Annotated in this window: 12 protein-coding genes; 1 reads left to right on the top strand and 11 read right to left on the bottom strand. The window is 45.9% G+C overall.

What is annotated here, in order from left to right; genetic code table 11:
• Positions 1 to 9 precede the first annotated feature (9 nt).
• From cccB to NST20_RS03735, 6 genes are all read right to left on the bottom strand, one after another.
• Positions 10 to 336 (bottom strand): cytochrome c551, encoded by a 327-nt coding sequence (gene cccB / locus NST20_RS03760; protein ID WP_328014359.1) that lies wholly within the window; start codon positions 334 to 336, stop codon positions 10 to 12.
• A gap of 93 nt (positions 337 to 429) precedes the next feature.
• Positions 430 to 1,293, bottom strand: a complete 864-nt coding sequence (locus NST20_RS03755) for a YitT family protein (RefSeq protein ID WP_029142509.1) — start codon at positions 1,291 to 1,293, stop codon at positions 430 to 432.
• Positions 1,294 to 1,432: 139 nt separating this feature from the next.
• Positions 1,433 to 2,534, bottom strand: a protein-coding gene (gene prfB, locus NST20_RS03750) for a peptide chain release factor 2 (RefSeq protein WP_100181625.1) whose coding sequence is annotated in 2 segments (ribosomal slippage) — positions 1,433 to 2,461 and positions 2,463 to 2,534 — 1,101 coding nt in all. Because the reading frame shifts where the segments join, the coding sequence is not laid out codon by codon here.
• 91 nt (positions 2,535 to 2,625) lie between these two features.
• Complete coding sequence (gene secA / locus NST20_RS03745) at positions 2,626 to 5,142, bottom strand: preprotein translocase subunit SecA (protein WP_017553902.1); 2,517 nt, start codon at positions 5,140 to 5,142, stop codon at positions 2,626 to 2,628.
• A 322-nt stretch (positions 5,143 to 5,464) separates the two neighbouring features.
• Positions 5,465 to 6,775 carry a transposase family protein gene (locus NST20_RS03740; protein WP_013858128.1) on the bottom strand — a complete coding sequence of 437 codons (1,311 nt, stop codon included), beginning with the start codon at positions 6,773 to 6,775 and terminating at the stop codon, positions 5,465 to 5,467.
• A gap of 632 nt (positions 6,776 to 7,407) precedes the next feature.
• On the bottom strand, positions 7,408 to 8,526 hold the full coding sequence (locus NST20_RS03735; RefSeq protein ID WP_342400100.1) for an RNA-guided endonuclease TnpB family protein: 1,119 nt from the start codon (positions 8,524 to 8,526) through the stop codon (positions 7,408 to 7,410).
• An 87-nt stretch (positions 8,527 to 8,613) separates the two neighbouring features.
• Between NST20_RS03735 and NST20_RS03730 the strand changes: the two genes are divergently transcribed.
• Positions 8,614 to 8,754: a ribbon-helix-helix protein, CopG family gene (locus NST20_RS03730; RefSeq protein ID WP_013860635.1), complete on the top strand. Its 141-nt coding sequence runs from the start codon at positions 8,614 to 8,616 to the stop codon at positions 8,752 to 8,754.
• Between the two features lie 229 nt (positions 8,755 to 8,983).
• Here the strand turns inward: NST20_RS03730 and NST20_RS03725 are convergent, their stop codons facing one another.
• The 5 genes from NST20_RS03725 to fliD form a co-directional block, all read right to left on the bottom strand.
• On the bottom strand, positions 8,984 to 10,594 hold the full coding sequence (locus NST20_RS03725; RefSeq protein ID WP_342400405.1) for a gamma-glutamyltransferase family protein: 1,611 nt from the start codon (positions 10,592 to 10,594) through the stop codon (positions 8,984 to 8,986).
• Positions 10,595 to 11,075: 481 nt separating this feature from the next.
• Positions 11,076 to 11,639, bottom strand: a complete 564-nt coding sequence (gene raiA, locus NST20_RS03720) for a ribosome-associated translation inhibitor RaiA (RefSeq protein WP_017551661.1) — start codon at positions 11,637 to 11,639, stop codon at positions 11,076 to 11,078.
• A 249-nt stretch (positions 11,640 to 11,888) separates the two neighbouring features.
• Complete coding sequence (locus NST20_RS03715) at positions 11,889 to 12,236, bottom strand: flagellar protein FliT (RefSeq protein ID WP_026104639.1); 348 nt, start codon at positions 12,234 to 12,236, stop codon at positions 11,889 to 11,891.
• The gene (fliS, locus tag NST20_RS03710; RefSeq protein ID WP_014095877.1) at positions 12,233 to 12,637 is read right to left on the bottom strand and encodes a flagellar export chaperone FliS; all 405 of its coding nucleotides are present in this window, start codon (positions 12,635 to 12,637) and stop codon (positions 12,233 to 12,235) included. Before fliS ends, NST20_RS03715 begins: the two co-directional genes overlap by 4 nt.
• 18 nt (positions 12,638 to 12,655) lie before the next feature.
• The gene (gene fliD / locus NST20_RS03705) at positions 12,656 to 14,767 is read right to left on the bottom strand and encodes a flagellar filament capping protein FliD (protein WP_026684155.1); all 2,112 of its coding nucleotides are present in this window, start codon (positions 14,765 to 14,767) and stop codon (positions 12,656 to 12,658) included.
• Positions 14,768 to 14,779 lie beyond the last annotated feature (12 nt).

The following is a 14,779-nucleotide window of genomic DNA, read 5'->3' as shown; positions in this document are numbered from 1 at the left end:
ATTAGCCTCCTACTCGATTTTTTTCTTGGAAAGCCATTTCGCGACTTTTTGGGCATCATCTCCCTTTAAAAGCCCTTTTGGCATGTCTCCTTTTCCGTTTTCAATGACATTTAAAATCTGTTTTTCGCTAAGCTTAGAACCGATATGCTGCAAATTCGGCCCGACATTCCCTTGCAATTGATCGCCATGGCAGGCAGAACATTTTTGGTCTACCAGTTTTTCGGCATCGCCGCCATTTGCCGTGTTTTTCCCGCCGTCTGATGATGGAGACCCGTTCCCACAGGCGGAAAGTCCAGCTGCAAGTAGAATCACCGCCAAAGCTGCGCGCCATTTCATATGAAGCCCTCCCTCCTGTGCACATTCTTCTTCCATTATACCGGATGGCCGCCCGGGCTTGGCAAGAAATACGAAAAACGCGTAAACGCGCGGCTACGGCATGTTAAAACCTTCGCCCAGCACTTCGGCGGCATCCATCACAACAACAAATGCCTTGCCGTCAATGGTTTTGACAAGGTTTCTCAACTTAATAAATTCAGACTGGTCGACGACACACATCAGAATCGGTTTTTCCTGATCGGTAAATCCGCCATATGCAGGGAGCCTTGTAACCCCGCGGTCGATCTGGAACAAAATCTCTTTCCGGATATCCTCGTATTTGTCGGAAATAATGAGCACATTTTTCGAACGGTTCAGGCCGACCTGGACGAGGTCAATGGTCTTGCTTGTGACAAACAGCCCGATGATTGCATACAAACCCTTTTCAATATCGAAAACAGCAGCTGCTGACAGGACAACAAGCCCGTCAATCGCAAGCACACATTTCCCGAGTGAGATGCCGGTAAATTTATGGATAATTTGCGCGGCCAGATCGGTTCCGCCGGTTGAAGCCCTGCCGAGAAACACAATCCCGAGCCCCGCTCCGACGCCGATTCCGCCAAACAGTGCAGCCAGCAGTGCATCATGCGTCCACGGCTGCCAATTTTCCGTCAAAAAAACAACAAACGGCAAAAATACGGTGCCAACAAGTGTTTTGACGCCAAATTGGTAACCTAAAAAAATGAGGCCGGCAAGAAACAGCGGAATGTTAAGCCCCCATTGCACATAGGCCGGCTTCCATCCGAACAGCCCGTGAAAAATCGTGCTGATCCCGCTGACGCCGCCGGACGCAATATTATTCGGAAGCAGGAAAACATTAAATGTAATCGCGACAATTGCCGACCCGGCAAGTATGTATCCATATTCCATCATCATCGTCCGGTATTTGTTCGCCGGTTTTCTCCTTTTCTTTGCCATGTCCATCCCCCTTTTCATAAAAAAACGGATGCCACACACCAATATACAGGACCGCTTGTTTCGCACCCCTCATATATTTTCCGGCATTGTGGCATCCGGGCCTGTCATGCGTTCAATTTTCAGGAAAACTTTTTTCTTATTACGAAATATGTGAGCGCAGGTAAGCATCAATGAACAGATCAATTTCGCCGTCCATCACCGCCTGGACATTCCCTGTTTCAACATTTGTCCGGTGATCTTTTACCATGGAATATGGATGGAAAACATAAGAACGGATCTGGCTGCCCCACCCGATCTCTTTCTGTTCGCCGCGGATTTCCGCCAATTGTTTCTCTTTCTCTTCTACTTCTTTTTGGTACAATTTCGCTTTCAGCATTTTCATGGCTTGTTCGCGGTTCTGAATTTGCGAACGTTCCGATTGGCAGGAGACGACAATTCCGGTCGGAATATGGGTAATCCGGACAGCCGAAGACGTTTTGTTAATGTGCTGGCCGCCTGCCCCGCTTGCCCGGTATGTGTCGACACGCAAATCTTCCGGCCGGACTTCCACTTCAATGTTGTCGTCTATTTCCGGCATCACTTCGCACGAGACGAACGAAGTGTGGCGGCGGCCGGCTGCATCAAACGGCGAGATCCGGACAAGGCGGTGAATGCCTTTTTCCGCTTTAAGATAACCGTACGCGTTATGCCCTTTGAAAAGGAGGGTGACGCTTTTCACACCGGCTTCGTCGCCCGGGAGGTAATCGAGGGTTTCGACTTTAAAGCCTTTTTTCTCGCCCCAGCGTGTATACATTCTGAGCAGCATGGAACACCAATCCTGGGATTCCGTACCACCCGCGCCGGGATGCAGTTCCAAGATCGCATTGTTCGCATCATACGGCCCGTTTAACAGCAGCTGCAGCTCGTATTCATTTAATTTTTCCGTAAACCCTTCAAGCTCAGCTTCAAGCTCTTCTTTCAGTTCCTGGTCATTTTCTTCTTTGGCCAGTTCGTACGTGACTTCGAGATCCTCCTGTTGCGACTCGAGTTCACGGTAGCCGTTTACCATTTCTTTTAAAGCATTGGATTCATTAATAATTTTCTGCGCTTCCTGCTGGTCGTCCCAAAAGTTAGGCTCCAGCATTCTTTCTTCCAATTCGGCAATGCGCGTCTCTTTTTCTTCTAATTCAAAGAGACCCCCTGAAACCCGCTAATTTCTTAGCTGTATTTTCCAATTCTGCTCTGATTTCCGATAATTCCATTCCATTCACCTCATTAAATTTTTCTGCTGTTTTCCGCAAAAAAGAAGGGCGGCGTTTTGCCCCTTCTTTTTTTGCGTATGCCTGCCTGATTTTAAGCCTCAAGCCGGCCGTGGCAGTTTTTATACTTTTTGCCGCTGCCGCACGGGCAAGGGTCATTCCGGCCGATGCGCACTTTTTTGCGGACCGGTTTTTTCTTCACAGCGGTTTCTTCCCCGCCCGGCACGACAGCCTGGCCTTTTGCCACTTCCTGCCGCTCCAGGTTGGTTTGGATTTCTGCTTTCATAATATATTTTGCCGTATCTTCCTCGATGGATGCAACCATATTTTCAAACATGGCAAAGCCTTCCGACTGGTATTCGCGCAGCGGGTCGATCTGGCCATACGCGCGCAAGTGGATCCCTTCACGGAGATGGTCCATCGCATCAATATGGTCGATCCATTTTGAGTCAACGGAGCGCAGCAAAATGACTTTTTCAAATTCGCGCATCTGTTCCGGCCCGAAAGCTTCTTCTTTTTCATCATAGCGCATCTTCACTTTTGCCATGATAAGGTCAACCATTTCGTCCGGTTCTTTTCCAAGCAAATCTTCCCGTGTGATGTCGCCTTCACGCAGCAGATTGGTCAGGACATAATCGACAATGCCCTGCAAGTTCCATTCTTCCTCATCTTCATGGAGCGGCGCATTGGCGTTTACAACGCGTTCTACGACCGAACGGATCATTTTTTCAACGATTTCACGCAAATTATCCGCCGTCAGCACTTCATCGCGCTGCTTATAAATGATCTCGCGCTGCTGCCGGAGAACATCATCATATTGGAGCAGTTGTTTCCGGGCGTCGAAGTTATTGCCTTCCACCCGTTTTTGTGCGGATTCAACGGCGCGCGACACCATTTTGCTCTGGATCGGCTGCGTATCATCCATACCGAGCCGTTCCATCATGCTCTTCATATTATCCGATCCGAAGCGGCGCATCAGTTCATCTTCCATTGACAGATAAAACTGTGTTACCCCGGGATCTCCCTGGCGTCCGGAACGCCCGCGCAACTGGTTGTCGATCCGCCTTGATTCATGGCGTTCGGTTCCGATAACGGCAAGGCCGCCCAGTTCCACGACACCTTCGCCAAGCTTGATATCGGTACCGCGCCCGGCCATGTTTGTCGCAATCGTAACCGCGCCTTTTTGCCCTGCCTGTTTGATGATTTCCGCTTCACGCGCATGGTTTTTCGCGTTCAACACGTTATGCGGGACGCCTCTCTTTTTCAACATTTGGGAAATCAATTCAGACGTTTCGATCGCAACCGTCCCGACAAGCACCGGCTGGCCGAGATCGTGGCGCTGCTTAATATCCTCGACAACGGCCCTGAACTTGCCTTCCATCGTTTTGTAAATCAAATCCGGCCGGTCGTCGCGGATGATCGGGCGGTTTGTCGGGATCACGACAACACGCATATTATAAATGTTGCGGAACTCTTCTTCTTCCGTTTTCGCCGTACCGGTCATCCCGGCTAGCTTCGCATACATCCGGAAATAATTCTGGAACGTGATCGTGGCCATCGTCATGCTTTCGTTCTGGATCTCCACGCCCTCTTTTGCTTCAATCGCCTGGTGCAGCCCTTCACTGAAACGGCGGCCTTTCATCAGACGGCCGGTGAACTGGTCGACGATGATGATTTCCCCGTCCTGCACGACATAATCGACATCCCGGTGCATCGCAACATTGGCTTTCAGCGCCTGGTTAATATGGTGGTTGATCGTCACATTGCGGAGATCATACAGGTTGTCGATGTGAAAATATTTTTCAGCTTTCGTGATGCCTTCTTCCGTCAGCAGCACACTCTTCGTTTTCACATCATAAGTGTAATCTTTTTCTTTTTCCAATGTACGCACAAATGCATTCGCTTGTGTATACAGTGCTGTCGATTTTTCAGCTTGTCCGGAAATTATAAGCGGCGTCCGCGCTTCATCGATTAAAATCGAGTCGACTTCATCAATGACCGCAAAATAAAGCGGCCGCTGCACTTTTTGTTCATGGTAAAGCACCATATTGTCGCGCAAATAATCGAAGCCGAATTCATTGTTCGTCCCGTATGTGATATCTGCTGCATATGCGGCCTGTTTTTCTTCGTTCGACATATTGGTTAAATTCAGGCCGACAGTAAGCCCGAGAAATTTATACAGCTCGCCCATTTCCTCGGCATCCCGCTTCGCCAGGTATTCGTTCACCGTGACGACATGGACGCCTTTCCCGGACAGGGCGTTCAAATAAACCGGCATCGTGGCGGTCAGCGTTTTCCCTTCACCGGTTTTCATTTCGGCAATATTTCCTTCATGGAGCGTAATACCGCCCATCAGCTGGACATGATAAGGATAAAGCCCGAGCACACGCCTGGCGCCTTCCCGGACAACCGCAAAAGCTTCCACAAGCAGGTCATCAAGGCTCTCGCCGTTTTGGTAACGCTGCTTAAACTCTTCCGTTTTGTCGCGCAGCTGCTCATCCGACAGCCTTTCCATATCCGACGCCAATTCTTCAATCTGGTTTGCGATCTTCTCAAGATGTTTCAGTTCACGTTTGTTGGCATCAAAAACTTTGTCCAAAAAAGCCACCATTCAAAACGCTCCTTTATTTCAGTATCAAAACAGGACTGTTTCGGCCCTATCATTGTAATTGCCATGACTTTTAAATTTTAATTATAGCACAGTTTCTTTTCTGCGTCTCTTTTTCCGCCGGGTTTTCAGTTCTGAAGAGTAAATTCATCAATTTTTAGATGTTTTATGATAAAATGACTTATCCACATTTAGAAAATTTTTCCATCTATTTTTTCTGCTTTCAAAGTCAAAAAGAGCCGAATTTGCAAATTTCTTTTTTAAAATTGTGGATAACTTCAAAAAAACCTTTTTTTACATCACATCCTTTGCTATAATATAACCATTAAGTAAACCTTACTTGTATTGGCTTACTTAAATGGGTGAAATCCTCGTCTGTTAAAATACGTGTCCGAAACGATTCCAACAGATTTGAGGATTTTTCTTTTGCCGTTTTTTTGAGTGCTTTTAAGATTGACGAACCTTTTTCAAACAGCTGTCTAATAATATCTGTTATTTGAACTAATAAATAATGATTTTTCATGGCTGTGTAGTTTTGGCTATTGGCATGTTCTATATTGTAACGATTATTTTTTTGTTCGTTAAATCCTTGATTTTCAATCTTCCAGCGGCTTCTTCCTGCAGCGATGAGTCGTTCCACGTTCTTTTTCGTGATTTTAATATCCGTTATAAATACATACTCTTTCGATTTCCCATCCTCTGTTTTCATTGTGGCCTCCATCAGATTGACCGTTCTGTCTTTGTAGGCAATATCATTCACCCAAACTAATGAATTCTGATCCTTACTTTGTTCCAGCTCTTTTATTGCCTTAAACTCCGTCGAGATACTTTTAATTCTCCCTTCCTTAAATCTGCATATATATTTCCATTTGTGCGCCCTGCACAGATTAAATACCGTTTCACATGCATAGAGACTATCTCCCAAGATACAAATCGGTAGTCTTTTAAATATTTTTTTTATTTTCTTTGCCAGCCTGTCGAAGGCTTTTAATTCACAATCTTGCTTAGAAACATTTTCTGATTCATTTTCGATAAATTCGGAGGCAATACTGAAGACCATATCCCCCACGACAAGCTTGGCTTCAAGTACATGGTGCATATAAAGTACGTTCGTTTCTCCTGTTTCTTTATTTGTATATGCCCGTCTCAGGCAGTGTTTACAATGTTTCTCATGAAAGGTGTGTAATCCAGTTCCATCAATGATGACACCCCAGTACTTTCCTTCAATTCGATAAGACTCGAGAGACCTTTTTTTCAATAATTCTTTAATCATATACGTTCTAATTTTTTCTAATTCATTTACATCTAAGCCAGATAAAAAGTCGTTAATTGTATCATAATGTGGAAGTTCTTCAAGAGAATCTAAGCCTAACACCTTCCCTACATTTTTAATACATTCTTCTTTATTAAAACTCTCACTCATGTTTCTCATGGATTTTAGGCCGGTCATATTTTTCAACATCATCGTAAATAAAAGGACCTCTGGACCATAAGTGATATAGCTTTGATGTCGGTGGTCTGCTACCTTTTTTAGGTTATTCATCAGGTCTTTGAAAAAATGCTTCTGAATTTTAAGGAACTCGAAAAAATAATTTGCTTCTTTTTCACGATTTCTTTTTTCTTTTCTAGTAACCAAAATAAAAACCCCCTCAAAACAGCCAAGTTTAATTAGGGCTTGCTGAACGAATCAAATTTTAGCTTGTATTCGACTTGTCACTAAGCCATGCCAAAATATTCGTCCAGCAAGCTCTAATTATTTAAATTATTACATATTTAGCCGCATTTTTGGGGGGGAATAGTTAAATTATCACGAAAAATTTTTACTCCTCAGAGCTGCCGGGTTTTCCCGGCCGTGTTAAACCAGGGTTTCCATGCTTTTTGGGGAAAATTCCGATGATACAGCCCAGGATTTGCCGGGTGCGTGTATTTTGTTTCCTGAAATATACCTTATTGTATTGTAACACTGAAACGGAGCGCATACAACAAAAGAACCCGGAGACAGGCTGCCGGTGCTTAAGGCTAAAAATCCCATAAAAAATAAACAAAATATTGCCGCTCTGTTGCCTGCTGCAAAAAGCCATCGCCATGCAAATGGACGCCCGGGGCTGATGCACAACTTCAGGTATATCGTCTATATCGTCATGTGAACTACCCTCCACTTATCAACCTTACGGTTTGATTGAAGTGGGGGCTTCTCGACTTATCGTTGCTTTTACTAGCCAACGAAAACTGACCGAGCTAACCCTCTTGTTCCAAGAGTTTTGTTACTTATGATAACGCTAATAAGCGTATACCTTCATTTTTGATATTGATTGCTGAATTATAGTCGCGATCTGCCACATAACCGCACGAACAACGGTAGGTGCGTTCAGATAGTTTCACAGGTTTTTCTGCACCACAACATGAACACTTCTTAGTGGAGGGAAACCACTTATCAATTTTCACAAGTTGTTTCCCCTGTTCTTTTAGCTTATACGCTAAGAAAGTAGTGAACATACCCCAGCCGTTATCATGAACGCTTTTCCCAAAGTGAAGGGCTTGAGACATCCCTTTCATGTTCAAGTCCTCAATCACGACAGCATCAAAGTTAGAAGCTAATTCTTTTGACTTATGATGAAGAAAATTCATGCGTTGGTTCGCCACTTTCTCATGTAACTTAGCCACTACTAGTCGTTGCTTGTTCCAACGTGCAGAACCTTTCTTTCTTCGAGAAAGAATTCGTTGTGCTTTTGCTAATTTATCTAAGGCTTGCCGATAGTAACGTGGGTAATTGGCTTTCTTACCCTGTTCACTCTCGACATATAGACCATCCATAGCAAAATCCAAACCAACAACTTTCTGTATGTTAACTGGACGAATATCTTTCTCATATTCTGTCAAAATTGAAATGTAGTATTTGCCTGTCTTTGTTTTAGAAATAGTGCAAGATTTGATTTTATAATCAGCAGGTATCTCTCTATGCTGTTTCATTTTTATTGGCTTTTTGATTTTTGGCAGTTTGATATGACCATTTTCTAGCTTAATATTTCCGTTGACCATATTAGTTGTATAGGATTGTTTTGCTTTACGATTTTTGAACTTTGGAAAATCCGCATTTCCTTCAAAGAAATTCTTATAAGCAGTCTGTAAGTTCATTTGTGCATTTGCCAAAGCGAAAGAATCCACTTCTTTTAGGAATGGAAATTCACTTTTATATTTTGCAGGAGTCGGAAACTTTTGCTTTTTAAGCAATTCTTTATCATCCTTGAACTTTTCATACGTTTCTTTGCGTTCAGCTAACATCTTATTGTAGACAAAGCGAACACAACCAAATGTCTTAGCTAATAATGCGGATTGTTCTTTGTTTGGTAACAAACGAAACTTGAAAGCTTTGTTTTGCTTGGCCATATCAATTCACCTCACTTTGTGCGGAAAAATTTCGTATATATTGATTATATCGTAAAAAATCCGTACAATCAATATGAGGTGATAATCATGAGAGAAGAGAAAGAACGTGTAGAAATTCATATGCCTAAGACGATATTAGAAAAATTGGAGCAATATCAAAAAGAAAATGGGATTCCAACTAGAACAGCCGCAATCTTAGAATTGTTGAGAAAAGGATTGGAAAAATAACTTTGGCTAAAGCCAACCGAAATTCATCTCCCACCTACTCATTGGTGCGATTCGCACCTTCACATTCCTTGAGGATGGGAGACTTCTTTCGGAAAGACGTTAAAATCCATGCCAGGCAACCGGTTTTTAACCTCCAGGGAGATTCCGGCTTTCCCGGTTCGGCATGCCCGGGCCGCTGTCTGAAAAAAATGAAGAGGCCTGAGCACCCATTTGGAATTGGAAAAGCGTTTTACCAGGCCGCCACCATGCCGTCCGCACGCGATTCCGTGCCGCCCATCAGTACGCCCGTGTCCAGGTTGCGCCAGATGATCTGGCCGCGGCCGAAACCGCCAGTATCCGCAGCCACTTGGACATCGTGCCCTTTTCGGATCAGCCCTTGCACAAGGTGATTCGGAAAATGGGGTTCTACCAGCACTTTTTTCCCCTCCGTCCATTGCCATCTCGGGGCATCGAGCGCCTGCTGCGGATGAAGATGAAAATCAATCGTGTTCATGATCACTTGGAAGTGGCCCTGCGGTTGCATATAGCCGCCCATCACCCCAAACGGCCCGACCGCTTCCCCGTCTTTTGTTAAAAAGCCGGGAATAATCGTATGATACGTCTTTTTGCCGGGTTTCAATGCATTCACATGCGTTTCATCCAAAGAAAAATCATGCCCCCGGTTTTGCAAAGCAATTCCTGTGCCCGGAACGACAATGCCGGAGCCGAATCCCATATAATTGCTTTGGATATAAGAAACCATATTCCCTTCCCCGTCCGCTGCCGCCAAATAGACAGTGCCGCTCTTTGACAGTTCATACGGTTCCGGATCCAGCGCCAGATCCCCGATCAGCCTGCGCCGGTTTGCAGCATAGCCTTCCGAAAGCAAGTGTGCAATGTCCGCCTTCATTTCACCGACATCTGTAATGAACGCTTTGCCGTCTGTAAAAGCGAGTTTCATTGCTTCAATTTGTTTATGATAGGTATCCACGCAGTCTTTTTCACGAAATTCAAATCCTTGCGCAATATTGAGCGCCATCAACGCAACAAGCCCCTGCCCGTTCGGCGGCATTTCCCACACCTCATAGCCCCGGTAGCTGGCGGAAATCGGCTCCACCCATTCGGGATGATAAGCCTCCAAATCTTCCCTGCTTAAAAAGCCGCCCCATTTCCGGATACAGGCACTGATTTTTTCTGCAAGCGGCCCCCTGTAAAAACTTTCTGCTTTCGTTTCCGCAATTTCCTTTAATGCCGCGGCATGCCCGGGCGATTTCCACACTTCCCCGATTGCTGGCGCCCTGCCGTCCGGCGCAAACGTGTCAAACCATGGCCGGAACATTTCTTCTTTAAAAATCGTTTGAAACTGGCGGAATGCCCTTTCCCAGTATTTTCCCAAAACCGGCGAAAGCGGGTACCCCTCTTCCGCATACCGGATTGCCGGTTGCACAACGTCTGCCAGCGGGAGCCGCCCGAATTTTTCCGATAGCGCCGCCCATGCTGCCGGCGCGCCTGGCACCGTAATCGGGACCACCCCATAAGCCGGCATTTTTTCATACCCTTGTTTTTTCACGGCCTCAATGGAAATCGACTGCGGTGCGGGCCCGCTTGCATTTAAACCGTGCAGTTTCCCGCCCGCCCAAACAATGGCGAATGCATCTGAACCGATGCCGTTCGAGGCCGGCTCCACGACCGTTAAGGCGGCGGCTGCGGCAATAGCGGCATCAATCGCATTGCCGCCTTTTTGTAAAACTTCAAGGCCGGCCTGGGCAGCTAGCGGCTGTGAAGTGGCAACCATTCCTTTTTTGGCAAAAACGGTATTTCTGGTGGATACATAAGGATGATACAAGTAATCCAGGTCCATCATCTTTCCCCCTCGTATAGAAATGTCTGTCCCTGCACTGGCCTTTCCTGCAAGCGGATGCCTTGCCGGCTGCCCGCCCCCCGGTTTCCAGTCCGCCATCCGGGCTTTTCTCGCTTCCTGCTTGCCTTTTTTCTTCTCTATCCTACACATAGGCACCGGCTCATTTTCACCTTTCTGCCGGGGCCGCGTCCACTGCAGCATGGCGGCTAATTAGACAAAAGAGCCATGTCTGCCAAGGGTTTTGTCCCGATAGAAGCTCCAATTGACAAAACCACCGGCGAAGCAGGGCGAATTGTCTAATTAGGTCTTCTATCCTGAACATAGGCACCGGCTCGTTTTCACCTTTCTGCCGGAGCCGCGTTCCTTGCCGGCTCGAGTTGTGTGCTAAAAAACCGCCCCCGGCCCGCTTTGCTTTCACCGGATAGGCCCATGCTGCAAAAGCACCCGCGGATTCACCGCGGGTGCTTGCTTCGCCATTCCCTTATTTTGTTTCAATCAGCCCGTATTTGCCGTCTTTGCGGCGGTATACGATGTTCGTATGATTTGTTTCCGCATCGGTGTAAATGAAGAAGTTGTGGCCCAAAAGGTTCATTTGCAGCACTGCTTCTTCACTGTCCATCGGTTTTAAGTTAAAATGTTTGGTCCGCACAATTTGCAGTTCTGAGTCTTCTTCTTTCCTGGCTTGTTTTTCTTTAAGTCCGGTGTCCTGAGTAGTGAACAGTTCCCTCGTGCTTCCTTTTTCGCGCAGTTTCCGGTTTACTTTTGTTTTATGTTTGCGGATTTGCCGCTCCAATTTGTCAGCAATCAGGTCAATTGCCGCATACATATCCTCATTGGTTTCTTCCGCACGCAATACAACCTGCGGCATCGGAATCGTAATTTCCACTTTGGAAGTTTTATCCGGATTGACTTTAAGTTTTACATTGACGGAAGTGTCTGGCGTTTCTACGAAATACCGATCCAACTTGTTCACTTTTTTCTCAATATAATCCCGAATCGCCGGAGTTACCTCAATGTTTTCGCCACGAATGTTGTAGTTCATCATGTGGACCCCTCCTCATAACTGGCAGCCCCTTGCATACCGCGGTATGCTCGTACTTTCACTTTGAACAGTGAAAGCGCTGCCTTCTCTAATAATCTTACACTTATATATTTACACATTGCCTGTCTAAATTCCTTCTTTTTTGGCGAATTTTTCTTAGAAATATTTGTCATCCCCCTCCGATGGTGCTGTAAAAAGCAGTTTACACGGCTTTCCCTGAAAAAAAAAGAAGTTCTGCATTGATCAGAACTCCTATCTTTTCCGGTCATAAAACCTTCCATCATTTAACTGCAGGGACTGGTACGGATTAATATACTGCTTCATGGACGTTTTCTTTTTCGCAGCTTGTTGGATGTCGCTCCGGATGCCGGACAGCGTTTCCTGCATCAGGGGCTTCAATTGTTTGTCAAGATCCATGATTTTTCTTCCAAGCAATTGCGCTTCAGCGGAAAAAGGCGGTTTCATGGCAGCAAGCAGCGCGCCGCGTCGGTCAAGGAGCCGGTGGACGTTTTGGATCAAGGTATCCCTCGGCTGCTCTTTATGAAATTCCGAAAGCAGCGCTTCCGTTAGCTCCAGGCAGGCGGCTAGATCGCCCATCATACTTTGCCGCCTTGCCCGTATGTTTGCCGGCGGTTCGCCTGGATGACCTGCTTCCAGGTGTCGCGGAAACCCGTTACCAACTCTTCCGCTGTATCGAGTTTTGACATATCATTTTTCACATTGGCCTGGATCAGTTCGCGCAGGATAAAATCGTAAAGGGAAAGCATCTTTTCTGCATCTTCAAATTTGCCCGTATCGAGCGTCATCATCAATTCACGGATGATGTTTTGCGCTTTTTGGATGTTTTTATTTTTTTCTTCAAAATTTTTGTTTTCAATGGCTTTTTTCGCCAAATGGATAAACTTCAGGCAGCCATTGTACAGCATCAATGTCAGCTCGCCTGGCGATGCGGTTGCAATCGAGTTGTTCTGATACGCCTGGTATGGATTACGTGTTGCCATTTGCGGCCCCTCCTTTAACTATTGCTGACTGAAAAAGCTGGATAAATAAGTATATTGGCTGTTATATTTTTGGATCGCTTGCTCCATCGCTGTAAACTGCGCATAATAACGGTCTTCAAGCTTGTCCAGTTTGTCATTCATGTCACTAATTTTATCCGTCAAATCGTTGATGTTTTTCCCAATCGTGAACTGGGTGTTCACATAAGTGGACTTTCCGGCTTTGTCAACGATCGTGTTATACGTTTGATTGACGCTGTCGTACAGCCTTTGGACAATGCCTTTTTCCGATGTTGTGCTACCGGACGCGCGAAACAGGAGTTCAACCGAATCCGGATCGTTTTGGATCGCAGCCTTCAGCTTGTCTTCATCAATTTCCAGCTTGCCGCCTTCCAGCCAGTCGGAAGTTGTCGTGATGCCGATGCTTGATAATTGGCTGTATTCGGATGAAATATTGGCGTTATTTACTTTTGAATAAATCAATGACCGCATGTTCGACAGGGAACTTTTCAGCGTCATATCATTCCTTAAAAGGCCGCTTCTCGCTTTTTTATCCCATTGGTCCTGCTGCGTGTCCGTCAATTCCTTGCGTTGGTCGTCCGTAAGCGGCGCATAATCCGGGTAGCGGTCTTCATTCAGCTTCGACTGCACGGCATCAATCAGGCTGTTATACTGGTCCACAAAATCTTTGATGTTTTTGAAAATGGTGTCCGTATCGTTAGAGACCGTAACCGTGACGGGTGTATCAAATTTGCTTTTAAGGGTGTACGTTACGCCGTTGATGGCGAACGTGTTGGACGTACGTTCTGTTTCCAGGCCGTTCATCGTAAATTTTGCATTCTCACCGCCGGATTCTTTGCTGCCATTAAACTGCAATGTTTGATTTAAAAAATCATTGCCAGACCCGCCAATGATGATTTCATCACCGTCTTTGTTAAGGTCTCCAGTCGATTTTCTCGTGAGCGAAACCCTGTCCGCATTTGCGTCATAGTACATGCCGATCCCAAGTGTCGAATGGTTGTTTACATCTGCCATGACAGTATTTAAAGAATCCGTGCCATCAATATAAAAAGTCGCTTTATTTATACTTCCGTCTTCATTATAACTTCCGAGCGACATGGTGGCATATTTTGATGAATAAGTGACGGAAACTGTGTTGCTTTCTCCGCTTAATACAGATGAATCCGTAAACGTGATCAGGCCGGTTGAAGCATCCAGCGTACCGATCGGACTGCTTTTTCCTGTATCGGATTCTGCGTACAGTTTGTCGTTTTCGAGCACATAGTTTGTATTGTTGATTTTTAAGCTGAACGCCTGATCTCCGCCCGCATCCGTTGCGATCAAGCCATGCCCCAGCTGCATCGTTGCCGTACCCTGGGCCAATGTTTTTGTTTCTGTCACCGCCCCCGCGACATACTCCACATTGATGCTGGATCCCGAAGATACCGCACTGTCAAATGTCAACACGCCGCTTTCCGCGTTATAAACGGCATAATTGCCTTTTTCATTGTCAGGAATATTGCTTTTATCATTTACAACCTGATAGGTTTTGCCATTGACTTTTACATTCATAGCATAATAGGTAATACCGTCCGTCGTTGTTGAAACAGGCGGATTGGACAGTTTGACCGATGCCGTCGCATCCCCGTCTCCTGAAAAAGACTGGGAGACCACGACCCCGTTGTTCCAAGTAATGCCGTTTAAAAAGTTCCCGGTCTGGCTGTAAAGGCTTGCGTCCGCTTTGATTTTGGCACCGGATTTGGAAATCGTTGTTGCCGTTTCAGATCCTGATCCGCTGATTTTTGTCGCAGCCGTTGCCAGTTGCGTAACGCTTTGGATGGTTGCTGATCCGAGTGCAGCATTATTTGCCGCAGTGGCCGTCACATTATTTTCGTTTGACGAGGTTGTCGTACGCACCCTGTACTTGGTTGTCAATTTCATGTTGGACAGCGTGGAGCGGAAGTCAAAATATTTTTGGTTCAGCGTCCGGTAGTCTTCTTCCTGCCACTCCAAAATTTGCTTTTGCTGCTGCAGTTTGACCAAAGGCTGTTTTGCCGCGGTCATCATTTTTTCGACAATGGAATCGATGTCCATGCCGCTCGCAAGCCCTGTGATTCTTTGTATGGATGTCATTCAATTCCCTCC

It is taken from the genome of Weizmannia sp. FSL W8-0676 (assembly GCF_038593015.1).
Lineage (GTDB): Bacteria > Bacillota > Bacilli > Bacillales > Bacillaceae_C > Weizmannia > Weizmannia coagulans.
This window is presented reverse-complemented; position numbering and strand designations above follow the sequence as displayed.

What these genes read in the sequence shown, in the direction of transcription:
- cccB (WP_328014359.1), bottom strand. Translation starts at nt 336, where the DNA reads ATGAAATGGCGCGCAGCTTTGGCGGTGATTCTACTTGCAGCTGGACTT.
- NST20_RS03755 (WP_029142509.1), bottom strand. Translation starts at nt 1,293, where the DNA reads ATGGCAAAGAAAAGGAGAAAACCGGCGAACAAATACCGGACGATGATG.
- secA (WP_017553902.1), bottom strand. Translation starts at nt 5,142, where the DNA reads ATGGTGGCTTTTTTGGACAAAGTTTTTGATGCCAACAAACGTGAACTG.
- NST20_RS03735 (WP_342400100.1), bottom strand. Translation starts at nt 8,526, where the DNA reads ATGGCCAAGCAAAACAAAGCTTTCAAGTTTCGTTTGTTACCAAACAAA.
- NST20_RS03730 (WP_013860635.1), top strand. Translation starts at nt 8,614, where the DNA reads ATGAGAGAAGAGAAAGAACGTGTAGAAATTCATATGCCTAAGACGATA.
- NST20_RS03725 (WP_342400405.1), bottom strand. Translation starts at nt 10,594, where the DNA reads ATGGACCTGGATTACTTGTATCATCCTTATGTATCCACCAGAAATACC.
- raiA (WP_017551661.1), bottom strand. Translation starts at nt 11,639, where the DNA reads ATGATGAACTACAACATTCGTGGCGAAAACATTGAGGTAACTCCGGCG.
- NST20_RS03715 (WP_026104639.1), bottom strand. Translation starts at nt 12,236, where the DNA reads ATGATGGGCGATCTAGCCGCCTGCCTGGAGCTAACGGAAGCGCTGCTT.
- fliS (WP_014095877.1), bottom strand. Translation starts at nt 12,637, where the DNA reads ATGGCAACACGTAATCCATACCAGGCGTATCAGAACAACTCGATTGCA.
- fliD (WP_026684155.1), bottom strand. Translation starts at nt 14,767, where the DNA reads ATGACATCCATACAAAGAATCACAGGGCTTGCGAGCGGCATGGACATC.